This window comes from Luteimonas sp. MC1572 (assembly GCF_016615815.1).
Classification (GTDB): Bacteria; Pseudomonadota; Gammaproteobacteria; order Xanthomonadales; family Xanthomonadaceae; genus Luteimonas.
Window position 1 is genome coordinate 1,765,008 of sequence record NZ_CP067112.1, and the last position, 25,508, is coordinate 1,790,515.

Here is a 25,508-nt window from a genome sequence, read left to right on the forward strand (position 1 = left end):
ACTTCAACCGGCGAGCGCCAGCCTGACGTCGGCCAGTTCCTCGTCGATCGCGTGCAGCAGCGCGAAGCGGTCGATGCCCGGCCCCGTGCCCTCGCGCGACAGCGCGACGAAGAATTCGCTGCCGCCGGTGCCCTGGAACCGCGCTTCGCGCAGCGGACTCAAGCCCAACTGGTAGAGGTCCTCGACCAGCAGCCGGAACGAACTCGGGGTGAAACACCAGGCATGGATATCCAGGTAGGCATCCGCTTCCACGACCGCCTGCATGCCTGATTTTGCGTCTTGCAGGCCGTGCACGAAGCTGACATCCGCCATCGACCGGTTGCGCGCGTGTTCGGGCGCCCATCCGATCACGCCCGACAGCGTCACCACGTTGAGGAAATAGTCGGCGACCCGTCCGGGGGAATGGTTCCGCCTGCCCTCCAGGTGCGCATCGACCAGGCTGTGGATGCCGGTGATCGAACGGAAGCGGTCGAAGCAATAACGCTTGTCCGGTACCGCCAGCGCGAGCACGCCACCATGGCGCAGCACCGAATCGCAGCCCCTGATGAAGCCCACCATGTCAGGCACGTGTTCGATGACGTGCGACGCGATGATCCAGTCGTAGTGGTTCGGCTTGCCGGTCAGCTCGAGGTAACTGGTGCCATTCCAGACGAAGTCGACCTCTTCGATCCTGTCGAGGTCGACGCCATGCGCCCGGTATTTCTCGACCAGGCCGGCACGGTCGGCGTGGTCGACCACCTGGACATTGAACCCGTCGCGCTTTGGCGCGACCGGACTGTGTGACGGGCCGATCTCCAGGCCATTGCCGCGCCTGTCCACCATCGAGAGGATGACTTCGTTGCGGCTCATTGGCGTCGCTCGCTCCGTTTTGGCCCAGGTCGTCGGCAAGATCGTCCCCACGCGCTGGCGACGCAGGTTCAACCGGGTTGCTGGAGCATCTTAACCACGCGCATCGGCCAGCACGCGGATCCGCGCATTGTGGGTGACCAGGTCGTGGCGCTCGACCACGAACACGCCCATCTGCCCCACCTTGAACTCCACCCACATCAGCGGCAGCTCGGGCAGCAGCGCGGCGAGGGCGTGCTCGGCTTCGCCGACCTCGCAGACCAGTACGCCGTCGTCGGTGAGGTGCAGCGGCGCGTCGCGCAGGATGCGCAGCACCAGGTCCAGGCCGTCATCGCCGGCACGCAGGCCGAGCTCGGGCTCGTGCGCGTACTCGCGTGGCAGGGCATCGGTCTCGGCGTTGGTCACGTACGGCGGGTTGCTGACGATCAGGTCGTAGTGTTCGCCCTGCAGGGCCGAGAACAGATCCGACTTCAGCAAGCGCGCGTTGCGCACCAGCAGGCGCTTCTCGTTTTCGGCGGCCAGCGCCAGCGCGTCGTCGCTCAGGTCCACGCCGTCGACGTGCCACTCGGGGTTGTAGTGCGCCATCGCCAGCGCGATGCAACCGGAGCCGGTGCACAGGTCCAGGGCGCGGTGGACATCGCGGCCACCCAGCCAGGGCTCGAAGCCGCCTTCGATCAGCTCGGCGATCGGCGAGCGCGGAACCAGTGCGCGCGGATCGGACTTGAAGCTCAGCCCCGCGAACCAGGCCTCGCCGGTGAGGTACGCGACCGGCGTGCGCTCTTCGATCCGGCGGATGAAGAGTTCCAGCACGTCTTCCTTCTCGGCTTCGGTCACCCGCGCCTGGCCATACACCGGGCTCAGATCGTGCGGCAGGTGCAGCGCATGCAGGGTCAGGTGCGTGGCTTCGTCGAGGGCGTTGTCGTAGCTGTGGCCAAAGGTCAGCCCGGCCGCGTTGAAGCGGCTGGCGCCATAGCGGATCAGGTCGATGATGGTCTGGAGCTGTTGGGTCGTCATGGTGCGTGGTCACGGCGCTTTCGGCGCGGTTTCGCAGTATAGGCGAAGCTTCCGCGGCACCCGCGGGCGTGGCCCGGGATGCTCCGCCAAGGGCCGGCTATGATGGCGGCCCCCGGGTTTCCGTGTCGGTCCTCCATGTTCAATCGCACCACCCTCCTCGTGCTGGCCGTCGCGCTTGCCGCCGGTCTCGGCCTGCTCGCGTCGCAGCTCTGGTTTGCAGGCGCGCCCAAACCGGTCGCCGGCCCCGAGCTGCAGGCCGTGCGCATGTTCCCGCAGCCGCGTGAGCTGCCGGCGTTCGCGCTGCAGCAGTCCGACGGCACGCAGCTGGTACCGGGCGAACTCAACGGCCACTGGACGCTGGTGTTCCTCGGCTTCACCCATTGCCCGGATGTCTGCCCCACGACCCTGGCGGAGCTGGCGCGTGCGCAGGCCGAGTGGGAAGTGCTGCCGGACGGCGTGCGCCCGCGGGTGCTGTTCGTGTCGGTGGACCCGGAGCGCGACACGCCCGACCGGATCGGCGAGTACGCGCACCATTTCCATCGCGACACGCTGGCCGCGACCGCCGACATCCCCGCACTGGAAGCGTTCGCGCGGTCGCTGTCGCTGGTGTTCATGAAGGCGCCCGTGGCCGACGGCGCGCCGGCCGACCAGTACAGCATCGACCACTCCGCTGCGATGGCCGTGCTCGACGCCGAAGGCCGCATGGCCGGCGTGGTGCAGCCGCCGTTCGACCCGGCCGCGATCGCCGCCGACCTCGCCGCCCTGACCGGCGCGCAGGCGCGATGAGCCTCTTCACGCGGCTCACCTACCTGCTTCCCCACCGCCTGGCGTCGTCGTTGGCGCGCCGCCTGGCGTACTCCGACCACCCGCGCGTCAGCCGCTGGCTGATCGACACCGTGGTCGAGCGCTTCAAGGTCGACCTGGATGAAGCGGCGCAGCCCGACCCGGCCGCCTACCCGACCTTCAACGCATTCTTTACGCGGGCCCTGCGCCCGGGCGTGCGCGTGGCCGATCCCGACCCGGCGGCGCTGGTGATGCCGGCGGATGGCCGCATCAGCCAGTGCGGCGCCATCGAGGGCGGCCGCATCTTCCAGGCCAAGGGGCAGTCGTTCACCGCCGCCGAGCTGCTGGGCGATGCCGTGGCGGCCGCGCCCTACCGCGACGGCCTGTTCGCCACCGTGTACCTGTCGCCGCGCGACTACCACCGCGTGCACATGCCCTGGAGCGGGCGCCTGATGCGCACCGTGCACGTGCCCGGCCGGTTGTTCAGCGTCGGCCCGGCCGCGGTCGCGCACGTACCGCGCCTGTTCGCGCGCAACGAGCGCCTGGTCTGCCACTTCGACACCGACTTCGGGCCGATGGCGGTGGTGATGGTCGGCGCGCTGCTGGTGTCGGGCGTGGAGACCGTCTGGAGCGGCGAGGAGATCCCGGCCTATGGCCACGCCGTCACCAGCAAGGAATACGGCGGCAAGGCGGTGGAGTTGCGCCGGTTCGAGGAAATGGCGCGCTTCAACTACGGCTCCACGGTGATCGTGCTGCTGCCGCCGGGCGTGGCGGAACTCGCCCCCGGGCTGGTTCCGGAAGGCCCCGTGCGGCTTGGCGAGCGCCTGGCGACGCGCCTCGACTGAAGGCTCCTTCGCGACGGCATTACTCAGGCTCGCTGCAGGGCGCGTAGAATGCGCCCCCTGCAAGGCCGTCCCGGCCCCGCCCAAGGCCGACTGATGAGCACCGACGCCGCTACCCCCGCTACCCCCACATTCTCCGACCTCGGCCTGCCCGGCTCGCTGCTGCAGGCACTGACCGCAGTCGGCTACGAGACGCCCTCGCCCATCCAGGCGGCCACCATCCCGCCGCTGCTGGCCGGCCGCGACGTGCTTGGCCAGGCGCAGACCGGCACCGGCAAGACCGCCGCGTTCGCGCTGCCCGCGCTGGCGCGCATCGACCCCGCGCAGCGCAAGCCGCAGGTCCTGGTGCTGGCGCCGACCCGCGAACTGGCGATCCAGGTGGCCGAGGCGTTCCAGAAGTACGCCGCGCACCTGCCCGGCTTCCAGGTCCTGCCGATCTACGGCGGCCAAGGCTATGCACCGCAGCTGTCGGCGCTGAAGCGCGGCGTGCAGGTGATCGTCGGCACGCCCGGCCGCGTCATCGACCACCTCAACCGTGGATCGCTGGACCTGTCCGAGCTGCGCTGCCTGGTGCTGGACGAAGCCGACGAGATGCTGCGCATGGGCTTCATCGACGACGTCGAGGCCGTGCTGAAGAAGACCCCGGAGACGCGCCAGGTGGCGCTGTTCTCGGCCACCATGCCGCAGCAGATCCGGCGCATCGCGCAGACCTACCTGAAGGACCCGGTGGAGATCGCCATCAAGGCGACCACCACCACCGCGGCCAATATCCGCCAGCGCTACTGGATGGTCAGCGGCACCAACAAGCTCGATGCGCTCACCCGCATCCTCGAAGCCGAACCCTTCGACGGCATGCTGGTGTTCGCGCGCACCAAGCTCGGCACCCAGGAACTGGCCGAGAAGCTCGCGGCGCGCGGCCTGTCCGCGGCCGCGATCCACGGCGACGTGGAGCAGAAGCAGCGCGAGAAGATGGTGCAGTCGCTGAAGGACGGGCGCATCGACATCCTGGTGGCGACCGACGTCGCCGCGCGCGGGCTCGACGTCGACCGCATCAGCCACGTGCTGAACTACGACATTCCCTACGACACCGAAAGTTACGTGCACCGCATCGGCCGCACCGGTCGGGCCGGGCGCAGCGGCGAGGCGATCCTGTTCGTGGCGCCGCGCGAGCGCGGCATGCTGGGCGCGATCGAGCGCGCCACGCGGCAGAAGATCGAGCCGATGCAGCTGCCCAGCGTGGCCATGGTCAACGACCAGCGCGTCGCGCGTTTCCTCGGCCGCATCGGCGAGGCGCTGGAGTCCGACGCCGACCTGGCGATGTACCGCGGCCTGGTGGAACGCTACGAAAGCGAACACAACGTGCCGATGGTGGAGATCGCCGCGGCGCTGGCCAAGATGGTGCAGGGCGACACGCCGCTGCTGCTGGTGGCCCCGCCCGAGCGCGCCCAGTACGAGCGCCCGCAACACGAGCGTTCGCAGGGCCCGCGCCCGCCGCGCGACGACAGCTACGCGCCGCGTGGCCGCGAGCAGGCGCCTCGTCATGAGCGTGCCCCGCATTCCGCCGCCGGCGGCGAGCCCGGCGCGGCCTCTTTCGACCGCGCACCGCGCCCGCCGCGCGATGCGCCCGACGTCGGCATGGAGACCTTCCGCATCGAGGTGGGCCACAGCCATGGCGTGCAGCCGGGCAACATCGTCGGCGCGATCGCCAACGAGGCCGACCTCGAGAGCCGCTACATCGGCCGCATCGACATCCGCGACGACTACAGCCTGGTCGACCTGCCGCAGGGCATGCCGCACGAGCTGATGGAACATCTGAAAAAGGTGTACGTGGGCGGGCAGCCGCTGAAGATCCGCCGTGCCGAGCCCGCCGATTCCGCCGGTGGCAACGCAGGCCGTCCGGGCAAGCGCCCGTTCTCGCCGCGTCCGCCGGGTGACCGTCCGCGGCCTGCCGGCGCGCGCGGCCCGCGCCCGCCGTTCCCGCCGCGCACTCCGCACCGCAAGGGTCCGCCGCGCGGCGAAGGCTGAGTTCGGCGGGCGGTTTGCCCGCACCCGGCGACGCGTGGCCTGCCGCGCGTCGGCGGGCGGCTCAGGGGCCCAGGACGTGGATCACTTCGGCCAGCTCCGGCCAGCCGAACAGCGGCGCCAGGAACCAGTACGCCGCCACCACCACCACGATCCACAGCACGATCTTCATCACCACGCCGACCACCTTGAACAGCAGGTAGAGGCCGATGATCACGGCCATCAGGCCAAGCCAGCTCATGCGGTGGCCTTCATGGGCCGCAGCGCAGGATCCAGCGCGATGCGTGCGTCGAACACGAAACAGTTGCCGTCGTAGCCGTGGCCGCCGACTTCGTCGAAATACCCCAGGATCCCGCCCTCCAGCTGCACCGCATGCGCGAAACCGTTCGCGCGCATCCACGGCACCGCCTTCTCGCAGCGGATGCCGCCTGTGCAGAAGCCGACCACGGTGGCGTCGGCGAGCGCATCGCGATGCGCATCCAGGGCCTGCGGCAGGTCGGTGAAGTTGTCGATCGGCAGCGCGAGCGCGCCTCTGAAGCTGCCGTGGCCGACCTCTTCGCGATTGCGCGTATCGAGCAGCACCACGCGGCGACCGGCGTCGTCGCACCCCGCATCCAGCCAGCGCGCGAGCGTGTGCGGCGCGACCGAGGGCGCGCGCCCATCCAGCGGCGAGGCATCCTCGCGGCGGAAACTGATGATCTCCGGCTTCACCTTGACCTTCAGGCGCGCGAACGGCGCGTCCGCGCTGTGGCTGCGCTTGGCGTGCAGCGCGGCGAAACGCGGGTCCTCGCGAAGCGCGCCGAGGAAGGCATCGACCGCGCCTCCGGCGCCGGCAAGGAACAGGTTGATGCCCTCGCCCGCGACCAGCACGGTCCCGAGCAGGCCATCGGAAATCGCGCGCGCGCGCACGCGGTCGGCGACCACGCAAGGGTCGTCGATGGCAACGAAGTGATAGGCGGCAATGCTCGTATACATCGCGGCATTCTACGTTCGCCAAGCTATCCTTTGCCGCAATGAGCAGCTTCCCGGGCCACCGCGCCAGCGTCGACGGCGACGCGATCCGACACACCATCCACCCTCACCGGCTGCGCGCGGCATGAGCGACGCCTGCGACGTGCTGGTGATCGGCGCCGGCGCCGCCGGCCTGATGTGCGCGGCCACTGCCGGCCAGCGCGGCCGCCGCGTGCGCGTGGTCGAGCGCGCCAACAAGGTCGGCAAGAAGATCCTGATGTCGGGCGGCGGGCGCTGCAATTTCACCAACACCGGCACCACCCCGGCCAATTTTCTCTCGGCCAACCCGCACTTCTGCAAGTCGGCGCTGGCGCGCTACACGCCGGCGGATTTCATCGCCCTGGTCGACCGCCATGGCATCGCCTGGCACGAGAAGGAACTCGGCCAGCTGTTCTGCGACGAGTCCTCGAAGCTCATCGTGGCGATGTTGCTGGACGAGTGCGCGCAGGCCGGCGTGGCGATGGACGTGGGCTGCGACGTGCATGCCGTACAGCGCGCGGGCGACGGCTTCGTGGTCGAGACCGATCGCGGCCGGATCACCGCGCAGTCGCTGGTCGTGGCCAGCGGCGCGCTGTCGATCCCGAGCCTTGGCGGCAGCGGCTTCGGGTACACGCTGGCGCGCCAGTTCGGCCATGCGGTGTTGCCCACGCGCGCCGGCCTGGTGCCGCTGACGCTCAGTGGCGTGCACGCCGAACGCCTCGATGGCCTGAGCGGCCTCTCGCTGCCGGTCGAGGCGGCGAGCCGCGGACAGGCCTTCCGCAATGCCATGCTGATTACCCATCGCGGCCTCAGCGGGCCGTCGATGCTGCAGGTATCGTCGTACTGGGAGCCCGGCGGGGCGCTGGCCATCGACCTGCTGCCGGGAGTCGACGCACCCGCCCTGCTGCGCACCGCGCGCGCCGAGCGGCCTGCGACCGAACTGCGCACGCTGCTGTCCGAACACCTGCCGCGGCGCTTCGCGCAGCGGCTGTGCGAGCACTGGATGGAGAGCCGGCCACTGCGCCAGTACAGCGATCGCGAACTGGCCACATTGGCGGCAACGCTGGCGAACTGGCCGATCGTCGCCAGCGGCACCGAGGGCTACCGCACCGCCGAGGTCACCTTGGGCGGCGTGGACACCGACGGACTGTCGTCATCGACAATGATGTCGCGCACCGTGCCCGGCCTGTTCTTCGTCGGCGAGGTGGTCGACGTCACCGGCTGGCTGGGCGGCTACAACTTCCAGTGGGCGTGGGCGTCAGGACACGCAGCCGGCGAGGTCGCCTGACCCGGCCTCAGGGCTTGGCGAGGTAGAACGTGGAGGCGCACAGCGCCGTATCGGTGGCGGTGGCGGCCGGGATGCCGCCGCCTTCCAGCGCCAGCAGCTTGACCAGCCGGTAGTCGCCTTCGATGTAGCTGGCCAGCGCAAGGTAGCCGGTCGCGTTGCGGCCGCAGAACGCGTTGTCCGGCCGCGTGGTCGGGCGGGATTCGTCGATCACCCGGCGCAGCTCCACGGGCTGGCCGGCGTCCATCATCATCACGTCCGCATAGCGCTGGCCGGCGGCGAACTCGTCGCCGCCGCGCACGATCGCCACGCGTTCGGTGAGGAAGCTCGCGCCATTGGCCCCGGTGATGCGGCCGTCCTCGATCTCGACAACGCCGGTCATGGCCTCGGCCACCGGGTTGCCGGGCTCGAACCTGCCCAGCGCCAACGGCCGCAGGGTGGGCGGCGCGGCGCGCTCGATGGTGGCGTTGGCGGTGTCGGGCTCGAGGGCTTCGCGCGGCACGGGCGGCGGCGCGCTGGTCGCGGGAGGCTGGCCGGCGGTGGTGACGGGGGCTTCGCTGCCGCCGCAGGCGACCAGGGCGAGCGCGATCAGCGCGAGGGCGAACGTGGGTCGTGGATTCAAGGAGATGCCAGGGAGCGGGAAGCGACGCCCGATCATAAACGCGTGGCGTTCGACTCGCGTTAGTTGCGCACCTGCCGCTATTGCGCCTCGGGCAGCGCGGGCGTGCTTTCGCTGAGGATGCGCAGGCTTTCAGCCTGGCGGATGCGGCGCTGTTCCAGCTCCGCCGCGTCCGTCGCGTCCGCGACGGCGGCCGGGTGCAGGGCGCGTCCCGGCAGCACCCTGCCGCCGGCGGCCTGCAGTAACGCGTCGCCCGGCACGTTGGCCGCACACTCGGCAGCGAGTGGCGATGCCGGGCGGCCGCCGCCGGCCGCGACGTCCTGCACGGTGATCGCCACGCCTGTGACATCACCATGGGCGCCAAGCCGGCGACAGGCCTCGGAAATCGTCTGGTAGCCGCTCATGCCGGCGCCGGACGTCACCACCACCATGCTCATCCGATCCACCCAGCCTGCCGCGCGCACCCCGGGGATCGCTTCAACCTCGCGCCGCGCGGCCTCGCGGCGGATCGCACTGCCGCGGTCGGCCAGGATCGCGTCGCGGTGCGAACCGGCATCGAGGTCGGCACGCCTCGCCACGTCCTGGCCATCGTTGCCGGGTCCGGCGCCACCACCGATCGTGGCGATCGGCTCGGCGGCAGCGGCGACGTCCGCCGTCGCGTGCGGCGGGGCCGGAAACGGCGCGACGGCAACGGGTGATGCGAAGGGCACGGATGCCACCGGCGCAGCCGGTGGATCGGCGGCTCCCGGCCCGATCCAGTCGCGCACGCTGCGGTAGCCGAGCCACGGCAGCACCACCAGCAGGACCACGACCACCCAGAACACCTTGCGGGCACGGCGCCGGCGCTGGTGGGCGGCGCGATCCGGCCAATGTGGCTGCCGGGACGCCTTGCCGCTCACGTCCAGGCGCGCCACAGCAACATCACCGGCAGGGCGACCAGCGCGAGCAACAGGACGATGCCGATCGCGGTCACCAGCACGCGCAGCGGCTCGGCGCGTGCGACGTCGCGGAGCGTCTCCGCACGGCCTTCGCGAAGCTCCAGCGCGCGCGCTTCCCGCGCCTGCGCCTGGCGCCGCGCCTGGTATTCGTCCATGAGCCGTCGCGCCTTCGGAAAGTCGGCGTCGTCGCTGACCCAGATGCCGCCGTACGAAATCCCCCAGCGGCTGGGCAGTGTTTCGTGGAACGCGATCGCGTGCGCCTCGAGGAACGCGCGCACGTCGTCGGCTTCGTCGTCGGGCACCATCCGCATGTTGAGGAGCAGCTTGGCCATGGGCGCAAGGATACCCGGCGCGGATGTCTCAGAACGCGGTCACGCGGCGTCTCTCGCCGGCACGCATCGACACGGGGGCGTCCAGGTGCGCTGGCGCCAGGTGGGCGTCGGCCACCTGCAGCGCGGCGGGCACGGGGATCTCGTACAGGCAGACGCGGTTGCGACCGCCGCGCTTGGCGCGATAGAGCATGCGGTCGGCGTGGGTCAGCAGGCGCGTCAGGTCGTATCCGGAAAGCGCGGTGGTGCTGATGCCGAAGCTCGCGGTGATGGTGAAGGCGTGCCCGCTTTCACGGCTGTCGATGGCAGCGATGCAGCGCCGGCACTCGTCTGCGACACGCACCGCCTCGGCGCCGTCCGCGCCGGCCACCAGCAGCGCGAACTCCTCGCCACCCAGGCGCCCGAACCAGTCGACGTCGCGGCGCGACGTGGCGCAGGCCTCGACCACGCGCTGGAGTACCCAGTCACCGACGCCATGCCCGTAGTGGTCGTTGATCGACTTGAACCGGTCGAGGTCGAACATCACCAGCGCGACGTCCTCGCCCATGCGCGCACTGCGCGCCAGCGTGGCCGCTGCGCGCTCGTTGAAGTGGTGGCGGTTGCTGATGCCGGTCAGGGCATCGGTTTCGGCCAGGCGCCGCAGCGAAACCTGCACGCGCTTGGTCTTGTAGGCCCAGAACGCGATCGAGGCCAGCAGCAACAGCAGCATCAGCACCAGCAGGCGTGAATTCTGCGCCGACTGCTCCTGGACGCGCTGCTGCAGCTGCAGCACTTCGTTCTGGCGGTTGAGCAACTCGATCTGCTGGGTCTGCTGCAGCGTCTCGTGGCTGACGATCTGATAGGCCAGTTCGCGCGCCTTCACTTCGTCGAGTTGCGCCTTGTCTGCTTCGGCGTAGAGGCGGTGGTGGGCCAGCGCCTGGACGGGGTCGTTGCGGGCCTCGGCCACGAGGTAGCGGATGCGGTATGCAGCGACGAGCGGCTTGGTGAAATCGCCACCGCCGCGATCGATCGTGGCCAGCGCGTGGGCATCGGCCCCGGCGGGGTCGCCGGCGGCCAGCTTGTACTCCGCCAGCAGCGAGTGGAACTCGCCGAGCAGCGGCGGGTAGCCGGTGCGCTCGACCTCGGGGAGATGACGTTCGAGGAGCGCGACCGCCCGCGACCGGCTGCCCTCGCCCGCCCATTTGCGCGCAAGCATGGCGCGCACCAGGTTGGCCACCACCGGCTCGCGCTCTGCGTCGCACCCGTCGATCAGCAGGTTGAACTCGCGGTCCTCGGAAGGGACCTGTTTCAACTCCTGCATCGCCTGCAGGCGGGTCTGGCCCGCAAAGCACCGGGCGCGCGGCGCCTCGGTGATGGCCAGCACGCGCTCGGCGTACTCGCGCCCGATCCGGTACTGCCCGGCCTGGTTGTGGATCACCGCCGCCACGCCGAACACGTGCTCGCGATTGGCCTCGTCGATGTCGTCGCGTGTGAACGGCAGCACCTTGCCGAGCATGCGCAGGCCGCCAGCGAAATCGCGGGTGATGGCGCGCGTATTGACCACGAGCGCGCCGGCGCGGACCTTCATGTTCGCACCCTGCGCGCGCTCGAACAGCGCGGTCGCCGCGGCGATGCTCTCCTCGTAGCGACCGCCGAGCGCGAGCGCGTACGCGTTGAGGTAGTCGAGGCGCTCGCCCTGCCCCACGGTCAGGTCGTCGGGCGTATTGGCGTTGAGTCCGGCGAGGAGCTCGCGGAACCTGGCCGGATTGGCGCTGCGGAGCGTGTCTGCCTGTTCGAGCAGGGCATCGAAGGTTGCCGCCGGTGCGGCATGGGCGACGTTCGCCACCAGCCCTCCCGACAGGAGACTCGCCAACAGGCAGACCATCAGCCACTGCGTGCGCATCGTTGCGCCGACCCCGTATGTGGGAGTTAGCTTTCGGGTGACTCGTCCGGGGGGTCGCGCTTGTCGTCGTCGTCCGGACGATCGCGCTGCGGCTGCGCCGGCGTGTCTTCCTGGGGTGACCAGAGCTGCATCATCACGTGCTCGGGGGCGCCAAGCAAGACGGCCAGGCCCGTGCCGTCGCCGGACAGCAGCAGGGCACGCTCGGCGGGGCCGAGGCCCGACGTGGACACGCGTGCAAGCTCATCGGCGGCCATGGCCACCGGGCACTCGCCCAGCGCCTCGAGGATACGGATCGCATTCGACATCGGTGGGTCCCCTCACACAGTGGATTTGATGGTGGCGCAACGTGACTCGGCGGGTTCGCTCGCGGCGATCTCTTCCAGAATCGCGCGATCGGGCTGCAGCGCCGCGCAAGGCGGCAGCACCAGCGTCGTCTGCGGACGCAGCCCCGCTCCCTCGAGGCCGGACAGCCGCATCCCCTCGATGCGCGGCCGTGCAATGGCGAGCGTAGCAGCTTCGTAAAGCGTCACGGTATGGTCCGCCGGGTAGTCCTGGAGCAGGCGCTGCAAGAGCAGGCGCTGCCACGCGCCCATGGGGAGTTGACGTCCTCCGGGGCCGGAAACGGCCATGCCCACCTGCCAGAGCACCAGCAATGCGCCGCGGTCCACGTGGCGCCGGTACTGCAGGAACTGCCCGGCTTCGAAATGCTGGCAACCGGTCGCGCCAGGATCCAGCCCGAGATCGGCATACAGGCAATCCTCGGCGGAGATGCCGGGCTCCATGTGCGCCTCGTAACCCTCGGCACGTGCCTGGGCGATGGCCTGGTGCGGCGCCACGGCGAACACGCCCGGATGCCCGTAGAACGCGGCGCATACGCGATGCCCGGCACGTACTTCGGACAGCAGCAGCGCGACCATCTCCGCATAGGCCTGGCGCCGCGAACGGCCACCGCCGTAGCAGGGCTGCAGGCTGCGCACGTCGCGGTGCATGCCCTGCAGCCAGAGTTCGACCAGCGGATCGGACACCGCCATGAACACCACGTCCGCACGCTCGATCGTGGCGCGCGCGCGCGCGCCGATGTGGGCGCCCAGCATCATCCCGATGCCGACGCAGGCCAGGCTTCCCCGTTTCGACATCACCACGTCTCCTGCATCCCGCGCCCCGTACCAGTCGCCCGTCCGGCCTGCACCGCCGGGTTCCCACGCAGCTGCGCCCAGCGCGCCCGCGTCAGCTGCCAGCGGCATTCTCCGGCAATGTCCTGCACTGCGACCTGGAACCCCAGGCGCCGCATCAGCGCACCCGCCGCCGCGTTGCCTCGCGCATGGCGCGTCCACAACGCCGGCAGCGCGGTGGAGGTGAACACCACGTCCGCCAATGCGGCGATGCCGGCGCTGGCAACGCCGGCCCCCTGTGCGTCGCGCGGCAGCAGGACGCCAACTTCGGCGTGGTCGTCAGCGTCCGGGCCGGCCTGCAGCGCCAGGAGTCCCGCGGGCGGCACGTCGACGCCGGCATCGACGCGCCGCGGAAGCAGCCAGTACGCGACTCGCGGCGGACGCGCGGCGAGCTGGTCCATGACGCGTGCAAACGCCGCGCGCGCACGCTCGACGGTGAGCACCGCGCCGACGTGGCGCATCGCTTCAGGATCGCCATACAGCGCGCAATACAACGCTTCATCCCGTGCCTGCAGCACCCGCAGCGGCGTCCCAGCGACCACAGGCGCGGCAAGCCGCACTCAGCGCCGCCCGGCCAGCACGCGCTGCAGGTTCGCGCGTGCCTGCGCGTCGAGGCGCGCATGGAAATAGTCACTCAGGAAGATGCGCTCGCTGGCGAGCAGCGACTCCAGGAACTTCCTGCGCCCGCGGCGAAACATCCATCCGGGCACCCTTCCCCGGTACTCCTCGGCAATCCCGCGGTCGTAGGCATCGAAGTCCGCGGGCGCCGCGCCCAGGACGGCCATGTCGCAGTCGAGGAAATGCCGGGCGTCGTCGGCATCGTCTCCGTCACCGAGGTCCGCGGGCGCGAGGTGCCCGTGGCGCGCGGTGAGTTCGATCAGCCTGGCGACGCGAGCGCCATCGATGCCCGCATCCGCCATCCAGCGCGCGATCGCGTCGATGGCGAGCACGGCCGAGCGCGACTCGTTGTCGCTGCGGCCGGCCTCGTAGATCGCGTCGTGGTACAGGACGGCCAACCAGGCCTCGCGCGGGCGATGCCAGCCGGGGCCGTCGGCCACTTCGTCGAAACGCGCGAGCACCGCTTCGACGTGGTCAAAGCCGTGATAAGCGCGTGGTGGAGTGGCGTACGCGGCGCGAAGCGCGTCGAGTTGCCCCGGAGGCAGCGGCACGCGCTCATGCATCGCCGTGCCCCTTGCGCAGGCGAAGGGCGTGCGCGACGCGCTCGAACGACGCCGACAGCGCCGCCTGCGCCGCGGCCGGCAGGGACGCGCGCACGCGCGCAAGGCTCGCCTCGTCGCCGGCAGGTGCCGCGCCGGTCCACGCGAACACGACCAGGTTGCTCATTCGCGCCTCCTCCACCACCAGCACGTTGCCCGCGCCGAAACTGCGTCGCAGCCGCTCGACATGCGGCGCGGGATCGGCACAGAACAGGTTGGTGGCGAGCACCCCGCCGGGGCGCAGCGCGTCGCGGCAGGCATCGTGGAAGGCCGGCGTGGACAGCGCCGCGGGTATGCCGCCGGCGTCATAGCCGTCCACCAGCAGCATGTCGTAGCGCGCGGTGCGCGCCGCCACGAACCGCGCGCCGTCATCCAGCACGACCTGCAGGCGGGCGTCGTCGTCGGGAATGCGGAACTCCCGGCGCAGCGCGATCACGCCGGGATGGTTCTCCACGACCTCCAGCCGCGCCTCCGGCAGGTGCCGGTGGATGAACTTCGCCTGCGATCCGCCGCCCAGCCCGACCATGCAGATCGAACCCGGCCGCGGTTGCCACAGCAACGCCGCAAGCATGGTGCGGGTGTAGTCGATCAGCAGCTGGTCCGGGGAACCCCCCAGCATCCGGCTCTGCGTCTGGCCGCGGGTGAACTGCAGCGCGGTGTAATCGCCGACCTGCCGCAGCCGGGCCGGACGCAGCGGCAGCCCGGTCGGGTCAAGTGGACGCACGCGGCGCCGCAGACCGGCAAGCCAGGTCGCAATCCGCTGCCCGAATCGGCCGTCATCCAACTGCACGCACGTTCCACCTGCGAAGACGCGGGCAGCCTAGCGCAGCAGTGGTTCACCAGTCAGCACCGATGCGACGTACACCGCCTGCTGAACGTCCCGTCGCCACCCTCGGAATTCTCAGAACCGGTTAAGCCGCCATCGTTTGAAGTGCGCATGTACCGACTTCCGACGAGCCTGCCATGAGCCTGCGCCGATTCCACCTTGTCGCTTCGATCCTCCTCGCGGCCAGCCTGCTCGCTCCGGTCGCGGGCCATGCCCAGGAACGTGGTCCGCGCGGCGAATCGCGCCAGCAGCGTGACGAAGACGACGCGACGCGCACCGAGCGCGACCAGCGCACCCAGCGCGACGAGCAGCATCGAGAGGCGCGGCAGGGGCAACGCCGGCAGGACCGCCCACAGGCCCGGCCGCCTCGGGAGCAACAGCCTCGGGAGCTGGCCGGGCAACGCCAGGAGCAGCAGCCCCGGTCAAGGGTCCGGCCGCGCATGGAGGAGCTGTCGCGCCCCCGCGAGGCGCAAGTGCGTCAGCCGCGTAGCGAGCAGCAACCCCGGCCGGAATCCCGGTCGGCGCTGCGGGATCGGAATCGGGGCGATGACGTGCAGCGCCAGGCCCGGGAACGGGGCGACGACGTGCGGCGCCAGGCCCGGCAACGGGGCGATGACGTGCAGCGCCAGACCCGGGAGCGCCTGCAGCGGCAACGCGATGACAGCGCGCGCATCCAGGCGGAAGCGCGCGCGCGCACGGCGCGCGAGCAGGCAAGCGTCCGCGACAGCGAACGACGCCTGCGGGACGACCGACGCCAAGCCAGCAATCCTGGGCCGTCGCAGGCACGCGAGCGCATCCGCGAGGATCGCTTCCGCGACGACGGCCGCCAGGCCGGGCTGCGCGAGCAGCGGATGCAGGACCAGCGCCGCCGTGAAGCCGACTACGCGCGCCACCAGGCGCAACTGCGCGCCATCGAGCGCCGCCACGAGCAGCGCCTGGTGCAGCAGCAGCGCGCCCAGCAGCAGCGCTACATGCGTGACTACCACCGCCGCCTGCAGCAGCAGCACCTCGTGTGGCAGGCACAGGGGTATCGCAACACCAACGCGTGGTACGGCGCGCCGCTCAGCCACCGCTACTACCGCGATGGCCGGTACCACCAGGTAAGCCGCTACGCTGCGGACCTCCTGCAGCAGGCGGTGGACCTGGGCTACCGCGAAGGCCGGCGCGCCGGACGCGCGGACAGCGACGATGGCTGGCGGCCCGACTACCGCAACAGCTACGCCTACGAGGATGCCAGCTACGGGTACAACGGCTGGTATGTCGACCGGGACGAGTACAGCTATTACTTCCGCGAGGGCTTCCGACGCGGCTACGAAGATGGCTATTACGACCGCAGCCGTTACGGCCGCCGCGGCGACGACGGCGACTACCTGATCCTGGCGGCGGTGCTGACGACGATCCTCGTACTGCAGCAGATCCACTGATCCGGCTGCGTCAGCGCAGCTGGCTGTCCTTGCTGCCACGGCGGTTGTAGCCACCCTGCGCACTGTCTTCCTCGTCGTGCGCGGACTGGCATGCCACGCACAGCCGCACCCCGGGCACGGCCTTCCGGCGCGCATCCGGGATGGCCGCCTCGCACTCCTCGCAGTGCGCCAGGCCCGGGCCCTGCGGCAACCGGCTGCGCGCCCGTTCGATGCCATCCTTCACGGTGGCATCGATCTGGTCCTGCACCGCTCCGTCTCCAGCCCAGCCTGTGGCCATGGTCGTGCCCCGCGTCGTGGTTGCCGTCCCGGGAGTTATCGGGACGGCGTGCCTTAACGCAAGCCCCCCGCGGCAGTCAGCCGCCGCAGCCGCCGCAGCAGGTCGAAGGCTGCTGCTCGACGGCAGCCGCGGCCGTTTCCAGGCCGGCGGAACTCACCAGGGCGGCCACTTCGGCGACGCCCAGGGACGTGGAGACCCGCAGCGGCGAGCCGCTGGCGTGCAGGTCGGCCAGTGCCGCTGGATCGGCGGCTCGCAGTGCCTCGTTGACGGCCGCCAGGTTGGCCACCCGGCCGCGCAGCGCGATTTCGTATTCCATGGTCTTGTCCAGTCGCAGGCGCCCATCGCGCCATGCGGCCATCGTCGGCCGTGCAGGCGGCGCCGGCCTTGATCGCGGTCAAGCAAGACGCAGTGGCGGCAGCCACAGTGGCACGCATCTTGCATGCCCACAGGGAATGCCGCGACCAGCCACCAGCCTGAGCACGAACGCCATCGCGGGCCTCCTGTTGCTGCTGTGCACATGGCCCGCACTGGCGGCCTACACGTCCACCCCGCAGCGCCTGGAAGCGTTCGGCCCGGACGAGGGCCTGCCGCAATCGACTGTGAATGCGCTTGCCGGCGACGACCAGGGCTTCCTGTGGGTCGCCACGCAGGACGGACTGGCGCGCTTCGACGGCCATCGTTTCCAGTCGTGGCGGCGCGAACGCGGAAACGACCTGGGCCTTGCCAGCAGCAGCATCGACGCCCTCGCCTTCGATCGCGCCGCGACCAGGCTCTGGCTTGGCACCGACGACACCGGCGTTGAAATCATCCATCTTCCGAGCTGGGAACGGATCCGCCTCGACCGCGGCGACGGGCTGTCCGACGACCGCACCACAGCGATCCTAGTCGACCCCGAGGGCGGTGCATGGATCGGGACCGCGGGCGGACTCGACCACGTCGGCATCGCACCGCGCCATGTGCGCAAGCTGGGCGGCGGCGAGATCGTCGGCCTGGCACCGCTGCCGCAGGGCGGCGCGCTCGCGCTGGGCCGCGATTGCCGCCTGTGGCACGCCACGCGCGAGGCGATGACGGCCCTGCCACGGCGCGGCGGCGACAACGGCAGCGCCTGCATCGCACTGCAATCCGGACCCGAGGGTGCGTGGGTCGCCAGTGAACGCGGCGGCCTGGCTCTGGTGGATGCCGCCGACGGGCGCCTGCTGCGCAGGTACGCGATCAGCGAACTGCAGCCCGATGCCAGCGTGCTCACCGCCCTGCTGCGCAGGCGCGACGGCAGCGTGCTGGCCGGCTTCGGCAACGGCTCCGTGACGCGGCTGGCTGCCGCGGGCGCCACGCCCGCCCCACTGCACCTCGATCGCGACCTCGGCAATCCGGTCGTGACCCTGTACGAAGGCGCGTCCGGCGCGCTGTGGATCGGCACGTACACGTCGGGCCTGTACTTCGCACGTCCGCTGTCGGACGTCATCCGCTTCGGCCGTTCCGACGCCGGGCGCATGGAAGGCTGGCCGAGCGTCAGCATGCGTGCACTCTGGCGCGCCGGCGAGCACTTGCTGGCCGGCACCGACAACGGCCTCATGGAGCGACGCACGGCCGGCCGCGACTGGACGGAGGTCGCCGGTTTCGAAGGCCAGTCGGTGCGCGCCATCGCCCGTGCGGAGGATCGCGGCTGGTGGATCGGCACCCAGGACGGCCTCTGGCACTGGCCGGGCACCGGCGCGCCCAGGCGCATCCCCGGCCTGCCCGACCCGCGCATCGACGCCATGCTGGTCGAGGGCGGCACCGTGTGGGTCGCGACCCGCGGTGGCCTGGCACGCGTCAGCAACGGAAAGCTGGTGGCGGACCCGACACTCGCACCATTGGCGGGCCGCCAGGTCACCGCGCTGCTGCGTGACCGCGACGGCCCGCTGTGGATCGCGACCAACGCCGCCGGTCTCTGGCGGCTCGACGCGGGCGCGGACGCCGCGCCATCGGAACACACCGGCCTGCACCATTCGCTCTGGTCGCTGACAGCCGACGACCAGGCGCTGTGGGTGGGCAGCTACAGCCATGGCCTGTACCGGATCGACCGCGACAGCGGCGCCATCCGCAACTACAGCGACCGCGACGGGCTGGGCAACAACGTCGTCTACGCCATCCTCGGCGACAGCGTCGGGCGCCTGTGGCTGAGCACCAACAACGGGCTGTCCGTGCTCGCCCCGGGCGAAGATTCCATCCAGGTGCTGGGCCCGCGCGACGGCCTGCAGAACCGCGAATACAACAGCGGCTCGGCGTTCCGCGACCAGGACGGCCTGCTGTACTTCGGCGGCACGCGTGGCCTGGACGTGCTGGATCCCGACAAGCTGCCCCTGCAGAGCCCGGCGGCGCGCGCGGTGCTGACCACGCTGAGCCTCTCGCCTGGCGAATCCAACGGCGACGAATCCGGGCCGGTGGAATCGGACATCGTGTATGCGGACAGCGTGTCGCTGGCGTGGCGCGACAGGGTCTTCTCGATCGCCATGACGTCGATCGACTTCGGCGCCGCCGAAGTGGCGCAGCTGCGCTACCGGATGCGCGGGCTGCACGAGGCCTGGGTCTATCCGCGCGCACCACGCGCCGAGTTCTCGGTGAGCCGCCTGCCGCCCGGCGACTACGTGCTCGAGGTCGAGGCGGCCGGGCGTGATGGCCGCTATGGCGATACGCGGCGCCTCGACCTGCACATGGCGCCGCCTTGGTGGCGCCACCCGTTCGCCTACGCCGGCTACGTGCTGGCGGCGCTGCTGCTGGCCGCCCTGGTGGCGCGCCGCGCCGGCTCGGCGGTGCGTCGCGAGCGCCGCCAGGTCGAGCTGCTTGAGCGCACCGTGGCCGAGCGCACCGCGCAGCTGCAGGAGGCCAACCTGCGCCTGAGCACCACCAACGCCCAGCTCGACATCGCCACCCGCCGCGACCCGCTGACCCGCATCTCCAACCGCCGCGACCTGCAGGACTGGCTTGGCCGCGAGGCTGGTGCGCTGCGTACCGCGATCGAACAGGCCGGCGGCCCGCTTGAGCGGCTGGTGTTCTTCATGATCGACATCGACGACTTCAAGCAGGTCAACGACCGCCATGGCCACCAGGCCGGCGACGAAGTGCTGGTGCACTTCGCGGACCGGCTGCGGCTGCTCAGCCGCGACTACGACCTGCTGGTGCGCTGGGGCGGCGAGGAGTTCCTGCTGATCACCCGCTTCACCCGCGTCGCCGATGCCGCCCAGCTTGCCGAGCGCATCCGCGAGGCGATCGCCGGCCAGCCGATCCGGGTCGCACCCGGGCTGGTGTTGCCGCTCACCTGCTCGATCGGCTTCGCGCCGTGGCCGTTCGCGCCGGAGTGCCCGGATGTCGGCGACTGGGAAGCCTGCGTTGGCCTTGCCGACCGTTGCCTGTATGCCGCCAAGCGCGGCACCAAGGATGCCTGGGTGGGCGTGGTGCCCGGGCCCCACCCCGACCGCACCGGGGTCCAGGCGCTGCTCGCGGGCGCCGCGCCCGCCGACGTCGGCGAGGACTGCGCGCGGGTGCTGCACTCGGGCACGGTGGCGCCGGGATTCACGCGCTGACCCGGGCCGGCGCAGATCCGCGCCATGCCCGAAATCGCAGCGCCTCTGCATGCGCCGTCGCCACTGCGCCATGCGAGGATTGCGGCATGCACGGCCGCCCCTCGCCCCCCTCATTGCTTGCCAGCCTGGTGCTGGCGCTCCTTCTCACCATCGCCCCGAGCCACGCTGCCGGCACTCAGGATGCGACCCCGGCGGACGCGACCGCAGGCACGCCAGGCGCCGGTGCCGATCTTGTCGCCAGCAGGCGCCTGGCGCAGCGCCTGCGCGAAGTCGACGGCCTGCAGGACGTCACGGTCACCGTCAGCGGCGGCGTGGCGCGGCTGCAGGGCGATGTGATCGACCTCGGCGACCGCACGCTCGCCGAACAGGTGGCCGGGCAGCAGGACGGGATCTCCGCCGTCGACAACCAGCTTGCGCTCAGCACGCGGCTGTCCGACCGCTTCGACACCGCCACCCGGCTCGCGGTCGACAAGCTGATGCGGCTGGTGGCGGCGCTGCCGCTGCTGGTGGTCGCGATCGCGGTGGTGATGCTGTCGTGGTGGCTGGGCAAGCTGGTGGGTGCCCGCTTCGGCCGCCGCCAGTGGCGGAGCGACAATCCGTATTTCGCCAGCCTCGTGCAGCGTCTCGCGCAGTGGCTGACCCTGCTCGCCGGGCTGCTGGTGGCGCTGGACCTGCTCGGCGCCTCGGCGCTGGTCGGGGCGGTGCTGGGCTCGGCTGGCGTGGTCGGCCTGGTGCTGGGCTTCGCGTTCAAGGACATCGCGGAGAACTACGTAGCCGGCATCCTCCTCAGCCTGCGGCGGCCCTTCGCACCCGGTGACATGCTGCGCATCGACAGCTACGAGGGCAAGGTCGCGGCGCTGACCTCGCGGGCGACGGTCCTGGTGACGCTCGACGGCAACCGGCTCACCCTGCCCAACGCACTGGTGTTCAAGTCGGTGGTGCTCAACTACACCCGCAACCCGCGCCGGCGGATCGATTTCACCATCCCGCTGGACGGGAGCGAGTCGATCCGCACCGCCCAGCAGGTGGCCATGGATGCACTCTGTGTGGTCCCGGGCGTGCTGGAAGATCCGGCGCCGTCGTGGACGGTCAGCAGCTACGACGCCTCCGGCCTCACGTTGCGATTCTTCGCCTGGGTCGACCAGCGCGAGGCCGATCCGGGCAAGGTGCGCAGCGAAGCGCTCCACGTGGTGCGCACCGCGCTGGCCGAGGCCGGCATCGAAGGCCCGCGCACCGTGTATTACGTGGGCCCGCTTCCGCAGGATGCTGCGATGCCGGTGGCCGGCTCGACCAGCCTGCCGGCGGACACCTCAGTCAATCGCGACATCGACGCACAGGTGGCCGCGGAGCAGCTCGCGCACGCCGACGAAGACCTGATCACCGACGAGCGCCCGGCGACGACCTGAGCGCGGCCGCCCACGCGAGCCGTCTGCCGGCGGTGGGTGGGTCGAATCCTACAAAGGTGCAAGGTCCCCACCGACGGCCGGGCCGGGCCTGGACCGGCAAGATTGCCGCTGCCCCGGCAGCACGGCCTTGCACCGGTCACGGATGCCGCTCAGCAGAGGAATGGCCGCGACCTTGAGCAAGTCGTAAAGCTGGGCCGGGGCACCCTTCCGCCGGAGCAGGACCTTGGTCGAGATCACGCTGGTAGACGCAGGCTTCCACGTCCGCGGGTCAAGCTTCGATGAAACGTTCAACAGCCGCTTCAAGGCGATGATGGCCGCTCACGCCGTGGCGCTGGGCGATGCCACCGCGACCGGCAGCGCGGTCGCCATCGTGTTCCCGGAGGGCTGGGGCGACAGCATCCTGATCGAGCCACGCCGGCCCTGACCGGTCCGTACGACGCTGGAGCGGCCGGCACATCACAAACGCTCCAGGACCTGTCCACCGATGCCCCGCGGAAGAGACAGCGACAGCTGGTCGGGCCCCGGCCCCACGATGCCGTTACTGGCCGCTCGGGACCGGCGCCGGCATGCCGGCGGGGCGCGCGCATCCGCTGGCCGCGGCGCCGCCTTCCACCGCGACCGACCCGCGATAGGGAAACACCGCCCCCGACATCGAATCCTCGCAGCGCCCTGCGGCGATGCGCACTTCGATCGTGCGCCCCGCGTCGTCGCGGGCGCGCACTGCGCGTGCGTCGGACGAATTCTCCTCGCCAGCCACGGTGAAGCGGCGGTCGGACACATCCGGACCGTTGAGCACGACGTGCCCCGACTCGACCCGCGCATTCCAGAACGGCTCGTTGGTCGAAACCACGAAGGCGTCCGGCAGGCCCTGGTCCGCGTCAGCGCCAGTGACGGTCGACCCGCCCCGGCCCGCACCGGCGGCGTCGGGTGCGGACCCCGCCGACGCGTCGGAGACGACCGGCGCCGGTGGCGCCTCGGGCGCGTCGGGCACCTCCGGGGGAGCCGGCGGCACCGCCGGGCGGTCACAGGCCGCGGGCAGCGCCAACACCAGGAGCAGCGGCAGGAATCGGTTGTTCATGGCGAGATGCCTTCCGGTAGGTCCCGGCACCCGCGTGACCGGCGCGCGCCTCGGACGTCGCCGGCACCATGCCATGAAGCCCGGCCCCGTCGCGTGATCAGGAAGCAGGCTCCGCGGCGCCCATCCCCAGCCAATGCAGCGCACCCTGTGCGGCGAGCAGCCCGCTCGCGAAACACGCTGTCAGCAGGTAGCCGCCGGTCGGCGCCTCCCAGTCGAGCATCTCGCCGGCGACAAACGTGCCCGGGCGCGCATCCAGCATCAATGCCGCATCCACCGCCTCCAGGCGCACGCCGCCGGCACTGCTGATCGCTTCCTCCAGCGGGCGCGCCGATCGCAACACGAGCGGCAGGCGCTTGATCGCCGCGGCCAGCACGACAGCGTCGTGCATGGCGTCGGCGCCCAGCACTTCGCGCAGCAGCCCGGCCTTGGCACCGGTGATGCCGACCGTGCGGCGCAGGTGTTCGCCGATGCTGCGCTTGCCGCGCGGGCGCGACAGTTCCTGCAGAAGCCGTGCTTCGTCGCGGTCGGGCGTCAGGTCGAGGTGGACGGTTGCACGGCCATCGCGCGCGATAAGGTCGCGCAGCGTGGCCGAAGCGGCATACACCACGCTGCCCTCGATGCCGTGGGCCGAGACCACGGCTTCGCCCTGCAGCGCACGCGGCGTGCCGTCCAGGTCCAGCCAATGCAGGACCAGCGGCTTCAGCGGCGCTCCGGCGTGGCGGTCGCTGAAATGCGCGGACCAGGCGATGTCGAAGCCGCAGTTGGATGGCTGCAGTGGCGCCAGCGCCACGCCGGCCGCCCGCAGCACGTCCTGCCAGGCGCCGTCGGAGCCGAGCTGCGGCCAACTGCCGCCGCCAAGGGCCAGCACCGCGGCGTGCGCATTGATCGCGCGCGCGCCATCCGGCGTTTCGAAGCGCAGCGCGCCGTCCGCATCCCATCCGCACCAGCGGTGCTGGACATGGAATGCCACGCCCTGGGTACGCAGCCGCCGCACCCAGCCGCGCAACAGGGGCGCGGCCTTGAGGTCGGCCGGGAACACGCGTCCGGACGATCCGACGAAGGTCTCCACGCCGAGGCCGCGCGCCCACTCGCGCAGCGCGTCGGCATCGAACGTCGCGAGCCAGCGCGCGACCTCTTCGGCGCGTGCGCCATAGCGCCCGGCGAACACCGCGGGGGAATCGGAATGGGTGAGGTTCAGGCCGCCCTTGCCCGCGATCAGGAACTTGCGGCCAACCGAGCCCTTGGCCTCGAACACGTCCACGTCCGCGCCCGCCGCGCGCAGCACTTCCGCCGCCATCAGTCCGGCGGGGCCGCCTCCCACCACGGCCACGCGGCGGATTGCCGGCGTGTCCGCGGCTGCCGGTTGCGGACACATGCCGCCGTCAGGCCTTGCGCAGGAAACAGGTCTTGAGCACCAGATCGCGGATCTTGTCCGAGTGGCCCTCGATATGTTCGGCGTCGTCCTCGACCAGGCGGATGTTGCGGATCACCGAACCCTGCTTGAGCGGGATCGACGACCCTTTCACCTTCAGGTCCTTGATCACCACCACCGTGTCGCCGGCAACAAGCACGTTGCCGTTGCTGTCGCGCACCACCAGCGCGGTCACGCCGCCGTCGGCGTCGCCGGCGGCCCACTCATGGCCGCAGTCGGCGCAGGTCCACAGCGCGCCATCGGCATAGGTGTTCTCGAGGCCGCATTGCGGGCAGGCTGGGATGGCTGGCATGGGGCGCTCCATGATGCGTCGGGGCCGCCCATTGTAGCCGCCCGCCCCACCGTGCCCTGCCCTGGCACGCCACAGGTTCGCCTGCGCGGGCGGCGCTCAGGTGACCGCTTTGAACACGGTCAGGCCGAGGACCAGCAGCACCACGGCAATGATGATCGCGGCCCAGAACAGGAACTTGGCGATGCCCATCGCGGCGCCGGCAACACCGCTGAATCCCAGCGCGCCGGCGATCAGGCCGATGACGGCCAGGATGATGGCCCACTTGATCATGTCGACTCCCTGCACGCCGCGGATGCGGCACAAGCAGGTTCACGCATGCGGCGTGCGCCCGTCGTGAATCGGGGACGTGGCGCGGGCCGCCACGCGTACCGCCGGGTCCGCGAAATAGCGGCCGATCTGGTACCACACCAGCAGCGCGCCGCCACCGATGACCACGGCGCCCGGCGCATTGCCCGGCTGCCACACGTACAGCGCGGCGGCCGCGCCGAGCATCACCAGCAACCACGCCCAGGCCTGCCAGCGCCGCAGCAGAGCCCTCCGCGTCTCGCTACCGATGATCTCCCTTGCCCGCTCCTCGGTGATGCCGAACTCCTGGCTGATCGCTTCCGACCTCATGCCGTCCCCTTCGCGCTCTGCGAGCGCCCGATTACGCCACGGAACCCGGCCGCGGGGAAGGGGTAGCAGGAAATTCCGTCAACCGGGTTACAGCGTGGATGTCGTCTCGCCGCCGAGCGCCTCGAGCGCCTGCGCCGCCAGCGCGCGCTGCTCGGACGAGAAGGCATGCACCACGACCGATGAGCGCCCCTCGTCCAGCGCGGTGACCGCATGCTGCACGAAGCGGTCGTGGTCGGGCCGCAGCGCCACCAGACCGCCCAGCATCAACCCCGCCGTCGTGCCGAAGAACAGCAGCACCAGCACCGAGGCGACCGGCGAGCGCACGACGAACTGCAGGCCGGCGAAATAGAGCACGGCGAACGCCACCACGCCGAGCACCGCGCCGACGATGCCCAGGCGGATGTGCGCACGCACGATGGTCTTCCAGATTCCCTGGCTTTCCGGCTCGAGCTTGCGCCGCGGGTGGGCTTCGCCGGGCAGCAGCAGATCCACCTGGGTCGGCTGCAGGCCAAGCGTGGCCTGCACGCTCGCCGCAGCCTCGCGGGCGGCGGTCGCACTGGCGAACACGGCGACCACTTTGCTGTTGGAAACCTCGCCGGTCAGCATGGTCTCTCCGGGCATGTCGTGTCCTCCCTGAAGCTGGCGGCAGACTGCCC

The 25,508-nt window shown here is 71.0% G+C and carries 29 protein-coding genes; 8 read left to right on the plus strand and 21 right to left on the minus strand.

Annotated features, from left to right (window positions below):
* Positions 1–3 precede the first annotated feature (3 nt).
* Together JGR64_RS07950 and prmB are read right to left on the minus strand one after the other, a co-directional pair.
* On the minus strand, positions 4–849 hold the full coding sequence (locus JGR64_RS07950) for a methyltransferase domain-containing protein (RefSeq protein ID WP_199372834.1): 846 nt from the start codon (positions 847–849) through the stop codon (positions 4–6).
* Positions 850–939: 90 nt separating this feature from the next.
* Positions 940–1,860, minus strand: coding sequence for a 50S ribosomal protein L3 N(5)-glutamine methyltransferase (gene prmB, locus JGR64_RS07955; protein ID WP_199372835.1), 921 nt, complete (start codon positions 1,858–1,860; stop codon positions 940–942).
* Positions 1,861–1,995: 135 nt separating this feature from the next.
* On the opposite strand from prmB, the gene JGR64_RS07960 reads away from it, so the two are divergent.
* The 3 genes from JGR64_RS07960 to JGR64_RS07970 all read left to right on the plus strand — a co-directional run bounded on the left by JGR64_RS07960 (position 1,996) and on the right by JGR64_RS07970 (position 5,510).
* Positions 1,996–2,646, plus strand: coding sequence for an SCO family protein (locus tag JGR64_RS07960; protein WP_199372836.1), 651 nt, complete (start codon positions 1,996–1,998; stop codon positions 2,644–2,646).
* Positions 2,643–3,488, plus strand: coding sequence for an archaetidylserine decarboxylase (gene asd / locus JGR64_RS07965; protein WP_199372837.1), 846 nt, complete (start codon positions 2,643–2,645; stop codon positions 3,486–3,488). The genes JGR64_RS07960 and asd overlap by 4 nt, the downstream gene beginning before the upstream one ends.
* Before the next feature lie 93 nt (positions 3,489–3,581).
* Positions 3,582–5,510: a DEAD/DEAH box helicase gene (locus JGR64_RS07970; RefSeq protein WP_199372838.1), complete on the plus strand. Its 1,929-nt coding sequence runs from the start codon at positions 3,582–3,584 to the stop codon at positions 5,508–5,510.
* A 61-nt stretch (positions 5,511–5,571) separates the two neighbouring features.
* Here JGR64_RS07970 and JGR64_RS07975 read toward each other — a convergent pair whose 3' ends face one another.
* Both JGR64_RS07975 and JGR64_RS07980 read right to left on the minus strand, forming a co-directional pair.
* Positions 5,572–5,748, minus strand: coding sequence for a hypothetical protein (locus tag JGR64_RS07975; RefSeq protein ID WP_199372839.1), 177 nt, complete (start codon positions 5,746–5,748; stop codon positions 5,572–5,574).
* On the minus strand, positions 5,745–6,482 hold the full coding sequence (locus JGR64_RS07980) for a sulfurtransferase (protein WP_199372840.1): 738 nt from the start codon (positions 6,480–6,482) through the stop codon (positions 5,745–5,747). The genes JGR64_RS07975 and JGR64_RS07980 overlap by 4 nt, the downstream gene beginning before the upstream one ends.
* A gap of 121 nt (positions 6,483–6,603) precedes the next feature.
* Between JGR64_RS07980 and JGR64_RS07985 the strand changes: the two genes are divergently transcribed.
* Positions 6,604–7,785, plus strand: a complete 1,182-nt coding sequence (locus tag JGR64_RS07985) for an NAD(P)/FAD-dependent oxidoreductase (protein WP_199372841.1) — start codon at positions 6,604–6,606, stop codon at positions 7,783–7,785.
* Positions 7,786–7,792: 7 nt separating this feature from the next.
* On the opposite strand, the gene JGR64_RS07990 is transcribed toward JGR64_RS07985, so the two are convergent.
* From JGR64_RS07990 to JGR64_RS08030, 9 genes are all read right to left on the minus strand, one after another.
* Positions 7,793–8,404, minus strand: a complete 612-nt coding sequence (locus JGR64_RS07990; RefSeq protein ID WP_199372842.1) for a hypothetical protein — start codon at positions 8,402–8,404, stop codon at positions 7,793–7,795.
* A gap of 77 nt (positions 8,405–8,481) precedes the next feature.
* Positions 8,482–9,216 (minus strand): hypothetical protein, encoded by a 735-nt coding sequence (locus tag JGR64_RS07995; protein ID WP_199372843.1) that lies wholly within the window; start codon positions 9,214–9,216, stop codon positions 8,482–8,484.
* A gap of 80 nt (positions 9,217–9,296) precedes the next feature.
* A complete protein-coding gene (locus tag JGR64_RS08000; RefSeq protein WP_199372844.1) occupies positions 9,297–9,671 on the minus strand; it encodes a DUF6164 family protein in 375 nt (124 codons plus the stop codon).
* A gap of 28 nt (positions 9,672–9,699) precedes the next feature.
* Positions 9,700–11,550 (minus strand): GGDEF domain-containing protein, encoded by a 1,851-nt coding sequence (locus tag JGR64_RS08005; RefSeq protein WP_199372845.1) that lies wholly within the window; start codon positions 11,548–11,550, stop codon positions 9,700–9,702.
* Positions 11,551–11,576: 26 nt separating this feature from the next.
* On the minus strand, positions 11,577–11,855 hold the full coding sequence (locus JGR64_RS08010) for a hypothetical protein (RefSeq protein ID WP_199372846.1): 279 nt from the start codon (positions 11,853–11,855) through the stop codon (positions 11,577–11,579).
* Between the two features lie 12 nt (positions 11,856–11,867).
* Positions 11,868–12,686, minus strand: coding sequence for an SAM-dependent methyltransferase (locus JGR64_RS08015; RefSeq protein ID WP_199372847.1), 819 nt, complete (start codon positions 12,684–12,686; stop codon positions 11,868–11,870).
* Positions 12,686–13,282, minus strand: a complete 597-nt coding sequence (locus tag JGR64_RS08020) for a GNAT family N-acetyltransferase (protein WP_343225139.1) — start codon at positions 13,280–13,282, stop codon at positions 12,686–12,688. Before JGR64_RS08020 ends, JGR64_RS08015 begins: the two co-directional genes overlap by 1 nt.
* Positions 13,283–13,903: a hypothetical protein gene (locus tag JGR64_RS08025; RefSeq protein ID WP_199372849.1), complete on the minus strand. Its 621-nt coding sequence runs from the start codon at positions 13,901–13,903 to the stop codon at positions 13,283–13,285.
* Positions 13,896–14,663, minus strand: coding sequence for a transferase (locus JGR64_RS08030; RefSeq protein ID WP_199372850.1), 768 nt, complete (start codon positions 14,661–14,663; stop codon positions 13,896–13,898). The genes JGR64_RS08025 and JGR64_RS08030 overlap by 8 nt, the downstream gene beginning before the upstream one ends.
* A 239-nt stretch (positions 14,664–14,902) precedes the next feature.
* On the opposite strand from JGR64_RS08030, the gene JGR64_RS08035 reads away from it, so the two are divergent.
* Positions 14,903–16,189: a hypothetical protein gene (locus JGR64_RS08035; RefSeq protein ID WP_199372851.1), complete on the plus strand. Its 1,287-nt coding sequence runs from the start codon at positions 14,903–14,905 to the stop codon at positions 16,187–16,189.
* Between the two features lie 10 nt (positions 16,190–16,199).
* On the opposite strand, the gene JGR64_RS08040 is transcribed toward JGR64_RS08035, so the two are convergent.
* Together JGR64_RS08040 and JGR64_RS08045 are read right to left on the minus strand one after the other, a co-directional pair.
* The gene (locus JGR64_RS08040; RefSeq protein ID WP_199372852.1) at positions 16,200–16,466 is read right to left on the minus strand and encodes a DksA/TraR family C4-type zinc finger protein; all 267 of its coding nucleotides are present in this window, start codon (positions 16,464–16,466) and stop codon (positions 16,200–16,202) included.
* 76 nt (positions 16,467–16,542) lie between these two features.
* Positions 16,543–16,824, minus strand: a complete 282-nt coding sequence (locus tag JGR64_RS08045; protein WP_199372853.1) for a hypothetical protein — start codon at positions 16,822–16,824, stop codon at positions 16,543–16,545.
* 94 nt (positions 16,825–16,918) lie between these two features.
* Between JGR64_RS08045 and JGR64_RS08050 the strand changes: the two genes are divergently transcribed.
* From JGR64_RS08050 to JGR64_RS08060, 3 genes are all read left to right on the plus strand, one after another.
* Complete coding sequence (locus tag JGR64_RS08050) at positions 16,919–20,029, plus strand: ligand-binding sensor domain-containing diguanylate cyclase (protein WP_199372854.1); 3,111 nt, start codon at positions 16,919–16,921, stop codon at positions 20,027–20,029.
* An 86-nt stretch (positions 20,030–20,115) separates the two neighbouring features.
* A complete protein-coding gene (locus tag JGR64_RS08055; protein WP_199372855.1) occupies positions 20,116–21,435 on the plus strand; it encodes a mechanosensitive ion channel domain-containing protein in 1,320 nt (439 codons plus the stop codon).
* 223 nt (positions 21,436–21,658) lie between these two features.
* Positions 21,659–21,859, plus strand: coding sequence for a hypothetical protein (locus tag JGR64_RS08060; protein WP_199372856.1), 201 nt, complete (start codon positions 21,659–21,661; stop codon positions 21,857–21,859).
* A gap of 114 nt (positions 21,860–21,973) precedes the next feature.
* Here the strand turns inward: JGR64_RS08060 and JGR64_RS08065 are convergent, their stop codons facing one another.
* The 6 genes from JGR64_RS08065 to JGR64_RS08090 form a co-directional block, all read right to left on the minus strand.
* A complete protein-coding gene (locus tag JGR64_RS08065; protein WP_199372857.1) occupies positions 21,974–22,513 on the minus strand; it encodes a hypothetical protein in 540 nt (179 codons plus the stop codon).
* Positions 22,514–22,610: 97 nt separating this feature from the next.
* Complete coding sequence (locus tag JGR64_RS08070) at positions 22,611–23,888, minus strand: TIGR03862 family flavoprotein (protein WP_199372858.1); 1,278 nt, start codon at positions 23,886–23,888, stop codon at positions 22,611–22,613.
* A gap of 7 nt (positions 23,889–23,895) precedes the next feature.
* On the minus strand, positions 23,896–24,237 hold the full coding sequence (locus JGR64_RS08075; protein ID WP_199372859.1) for a zinc ribbon domain-containing protein YjdM: 342 nt from the start codon (positions 24,235–24,237) through the stop codon (positions 23,896–23,898).
* 96 nt (positions 24,238–24,333) lie between these two features.
* The gene (locus JGR64_RS08080) at positions 24,334–24,507 is read right to left on the minus strand and encodes a DUF1328 domain-containing protein (protein WP_199372860.1); all 174 of its coding nucleotides are present in this window, start codon (positions 24,505–24,507) and stop codon (positions 24,334–24,336) included.
* Positions 24,508–24,546: 39 nt separating this feature from the next.
* A complete protein-coding gene (locus JGR64_RS08085; protein ID WP_199372861.1) occupies positions 24,547–24,852 on the minus strand; it encodes a hypothetical protein in 306 nt (101 codons plus the stop codon).
* 87 nt (positions 24,853–24,939) lie between these two features.
* Positions 24,940–25,473 carry a hypothetical protein gene (locus JGR64_RS08090; protein ID WP_199372862.1) on the minus strand — a complete coding sequence of 178 codons (534 nt, stop codon included), beginning with the start codon at positions 25,471–25,473 and terminating at the stop codon, positions 24,940–24,942.
* Positions 25,474–25,508: the final 35 nt, after the last annotated feature.

Coding starts and splice junctions, on each gene's coding strand:
- JGR64_RS07960 (WP_199372836.1), top strand. CDS start 1,996: ATGTTCAATCGCACCACCCTCCTCGTGCTGGCCGTCGCGCTTGCCGCC.
- JGR64_RS07985 (WP_199372841.1), top strand. CDS start 6,604: ATGAGCGACGCCTGCGACGTGCTGGTGATCGGCGCCGGCGCCGCCGGC.
- JGR64_RS08065 (WP_199372857.1), bottom strand. CDS start 22,513: ATGAACAACCGATTCCTGCCGCTGCTCCTGGTGTTGGCGCTGCCCGCG.
- prmB (WP_199372835.1), bottom strand. CDS start 1,860: ATGACGACCCAACAGCTCCAGACCATCATCGACCTGATCCGCTATGGC.
- JGR64_RS08045 (WP_199372853.1), bottom strand. CDS start 16,824: ATGGCCGCATGGCGCGATGGGCGCCTGCGACTGGACAAGACCATGGAA.
- JGR64_RS08055 (WP_199372855.1), top strand. CDS start 20,116: ATGCACGGCCGCCCCTCGCCCCCCTCATTGCTTGCCAGCCTGGTGCTG.
- JGR64_RS07980 (WP_199372840.1), bottom strand. CDS start 6,482: ATGTATACGAGCATTGCCGCCTATCACTTCGTTGCCATCGACGACCCT.
- JGR64_RS07970 (WP_199372838.1), top strand. CDS start 3,582: ATGAGCACCGACGCCGCTACCCCCGCTACCCCCACATTCTCCGACCTC.
- JGR64_RS07975 (WP_199372839.1), bottom strand. CDS start 5,748: ATGAGCTGGCTTGGCCTGATGGCCGTGATCATCGGCCTCTACCTGCTG.
- JGR64_RS08035 (WP_199372851.1), top strand. CDS start 14,903: ATGAGCCTGCGCCGATTCCACCTTGTCGCTTCGATCCTCCTCGCGGCC.
- JGR64_RS08050 (WP_199372854.1), top strand. CDS start 16,919: ATGCCGCGACCAGCCACCAGCCTGAGCACGAACGCCATCGCGGGCCTC.
- JGR64_RS08090 (WP_199372862.1), bottom strand. CDS start 25,473: ATGCCCGGAGAGACCATGCTGACCGGCGAGGTTTCCAACAGCAAAGTG.
- JGR64_RS07950 (WP_199372834.1), bottom strand. CDS start 849: ATGAGCCGCAACGAAGTCATCCTCTCGATGGTGGACAGGCGCGGCAAT.
- JGR64_RS08010 (WP_199372846.1), bottom strand. CDS start 11,855: ATGTCGAATGCGATCCGTATCCTCGAGGCGCTGGGCGAGTGCCCGGTG.
- asd (WP_199372837.1), top strand. CDS start 2,643: ATGAGCCTCTTCACGCGGCTCACCTACCTGCTTCCCCACCGCCTGGCG.
- JGR64_RS08070 (WP_199372858.1), bottom strand. CDS start 23,888: ATGTGTCCGCAACCGGCAGCCGCGGACACGCCGGCAATCCGCCGCGTG.
- JGR64_RS08080 (WP_199372860.1), bottom strand. CDS start 24,507: ATGATCAAGTGGGCCATCATCCTGGCCGTCATCGGCCTGATCGCCGGC.
- JGR64_RS08000 (WP_199372844.1), bottom strand. CDS start 9,671: ATGGCCAAGCTGCTCCTCAACATGCGGATGGTGCCCGACGACGAAGCC.
- JGR64_RS08015 (WP_199372847.1), bottom strand. CDS start 12,686: ATGTCGAAACGGGGAAGCCTGGCCTGCGTCGGCATCGGGATGATGCTG.
- JGR64_RS08025 (WP_199372849.1), bottom strand. CDS start 13,903: ATGCATGAGCGCGTGCCGCTGCCTCCGGGGCAACTCGACGCGCTTCGC.
- JGR64_RS08005 (WP_199372845.1), bottom strand. CDS start 11,550: ATGCGCACGCAGTGGCTGATGGTCTGCCTGTTGGCGAGTCTCCTGTCG.
- JGR64_RS08040 (WP_199372852.1), bottom strand. CDS start 16,466: ATGGCCACAGGCTGGGCTGGAGACGGAGCGGTGCAGGACCAGATCGAT.
- JGR64_RS08085 (WP_199372861.1), bottom strand. CDS start 24,852: ATGAGGTCGGAAGCGATCAGCCAGGAGTTCGGCATCACCGAGGAGCGG.
- JGR64_RS08075 (WP_199372859.1), bottom strand. CDS start 24,237: ATGCCAGCCATCCCAGCCTGCCCGCAATGCGGCCTCGAGAACACCTAT.